The organism is Nitrospira sp. BLG_1 (assembly GCF_047338595.1).
GTDB lineage: Bacteria > Nitrospirota > Nitrospiria > Nitrospirales > Nitrospiraceae > Nitrospira_D.
Genome location: NZ_JBLFBO010000102.1, coordinates 1 through 2,636 on the forward strand (window position 1 = coordinate 1; position 2,636 = coordinate 2,636).

The window sequence follows — 2,636 nt, forward strand, 5'->3', positions numbered from 1 at the left end:
TTTTACCGTCACAGCTCGACTCCTTCCGTTTGATGGCCAGTGCGCTCTGTCCTTCCGATGACAGGTCTCATTGCTCTCTCTCATTCCACCACTTCCTATCTTTCCCGCGGATTCAGGGCGACACCCGGTGATGATCCTGGGGGGAACCACCACCGGACTCGCCTGCCAAGTCGGAACCTCACAAGGAGGTACGTCACTGGATCAGGCAATCCAGTCAGGCCCCGACCCGAGAAGCTAAGAAGGCCCGAATAATCTTTTCTCCCCATGTCCTCCATCCGTCGTAGAGAGAATGTCTCTACGTAGCACAGCAAATTTCATTCCACGCTTAGAACAGGCGCATGGTGGACTCATCTGTAGATGGTTGTCCGGTTGATCATTCCGATCAAAGACCGAAACACCTGTTGCATACAGCAAATGATGCGATCTCACCTTGTGGTGGTGGTGAGATCAGTGCCGACCACTTCCACATCCCCATGTCAGATCGACCAGACCTGTATCTCATTCGATTCAGTATCGAATTAGATTCACCTGCGGAGCATTGCTCCTCCATCCCTTTGGACAGCGCGACTCTCTCAAGAATTTCCTTTTCGATTGTGATGACCCTTGTGGTAAACGATTCCCTCGCCACTGACTGACACAACAAGGTTTGGATGGCGATGATCGACGCGAGACAGAGTTGCATACTCGCAATCACGCTCGCTGGAATGAGCATCCCATTCTTGTGCTGGACCGAACTGTCACTCACGATCCCATGGGCACCTTCTACAATCGAGTCTTCCAGTACGAACGGCACTGCTTAATGGAGGAATCCCCAGCATCGCAACTCGATATGAGCAACCGCTTGTGGATTAGTTGCTCATTGTCTGATTTGGAGAATATGTCGTACCTCCATGGCCGATCCTCTGGGTAACATCTTCCTTCCTTACTCCCTCTCGCGCTTTCAGATACTGACCGGCTTGGCCAGACTGGAGTCGATACGTTGCGCCTCCATGGCCAATCCTTTCTTCTCCTACGACATGGCAGTCACTGGCTTCGTTGGACTTCGACTGATAGGTCGATCCCCCATGCCCAATTCGCGCCCCAATCTCTGTTCGACTCGTGTTGGACGCAACGCTGTCGAAAGGATGAACGACACCGGTGGCAGTGACCATCAATACAAACCCTATCGTCAATACAGCTTTTCCACTCACAAACTCCTCCTTTATGTTGAGTATTCCTACAGGGCATTCTGAAGGCTGAGTGACAAGGCTGGAAAAATAGATCCACTTAACCTATCTATAGCTTCGGTTTCGCGGGCACCGCGATAGGCAGACCGCCTGGGGGAGTGCAACAGCCAAAGTTAGCTGATGTTCAGTCCACACGATCCGTCGAGGTTTCCGATTCAGTCGTGGAACTCGATGGAATCCACGGAATACGACTGGTATCAGGAGGCTCCTTGGCGGACATTGGGTCAAAACGCCTGTAGTCGCCCAACTTCGTGAGGTGCTTCCACGATTCATTGATGGTTGGCTGGGGGCGAGGACGCCTCTTTAATGACATGGACTCCTCTTGAACAAAGGTTTACGGTGCGCTCCTCCTACTGACCACCCCACCCCAATCACACGCGGAGTAGGCGGAGAAGCATGGAACATCCCACCAGGCACTTAGTGCCTAACATACGGCTCATATTGGCCACATACAACTTGGCGCAGAATCAGGTTATCGGATCCACCCTACTTTTCGAATCAGACTGTTATCAGTTATATGACCGTCCTTAAACAACTGGGCCAACCGCTTCGCGGCAAGCCGACTTAAGATGATACGCTCCTGCTGCCTGTCATCCGTTCGCACAATGGATTGCATGCCATGGGTTCGTAAAGGATACCGCAGAGATTTATTCATCTTCTTTTCACTTCTGTACCGCTCACGATTTCTTGGACACGGTTGTTGCCGGATTCGCCCCGCCCTGTGGGTCGCAACGTTCGGCGATCGTCGCTCCTCGGCCAACTGTGGCCGTCGTATTTTAAGGGCCACTCCACAAAACATCTCCTGGTTTTGGCGGTCCCCCTCGTCATGCGGCCTCCGGCCTGGGCAGCAAGTCTCGACGCACCTGCGCCGGTGAGCGGAACCCATGCCGCTCGACAAGCCACTGCTCGTTATAGAGACGCAGCCAGTCCTGGAGGGCGAGACGAAGCTCCTCCACGGTCTGGAACGTGCGCACCCATAAGAGTTGCTCTTTCAGCGTCCGAATGAACCGCTCTGCCACGCCGTTGCCTTCTGGGGCACGGACAAATGCCGGACTCGAGGTGATGCCCAGAAATCGGAGTTCGGCCTGGAACTCGTCACTCATATATTGACTGCCATGATCGTGCCGCACCTGCAGGCCCGCCGCGATGCCGGCAGAAACGGCCCCGAACTGCTGGCGCACCCCTTGGCGAATCGGCTCCAAGGCCTCGAACCGCGTGGCCCGCTTCGCCGCATGGATGCCGATCCCTTCGAGCGTACAATGATCCACGCCGATGAAGACCGTGACGGCCCCATCGTGCAGCGTCACCGTGCTGGTCGCATCGGTGCCCCACATCTGATTCGGGCACTCGGTGGTAATCTGACCCCGGTTGTCAATAGTGGACGCCATGAATGACAGTCTCACGCCGCCG

Annotated in this window: 2 protein-coding genes; both read right to left on the reverse strand. The window is 54.7% G+C overall.

Going from position 1 to position 2,636, the window contains the following annotated elements; genetic code table 11:
* Positions 1-848 precede the first annotated feature (848 nt).
* Entirely contained in the window at positions 849-1,190 is a 342-nt protein-coding gene (locus ACMTNU_RS20410; protein ID WP_413937132.1) for a hypothetical protein, read from the reverse strand.
* A gap of 860 nt (positions 1,191-2,050) precedes the next feature.
* Positions 2,051-2,636 (reverse strand): transposase (locus tag ACMTNU_RS20415; protein ID WP_413937133.1); only part of this gene is annotated, 586 nt, incomplete at its 5' end.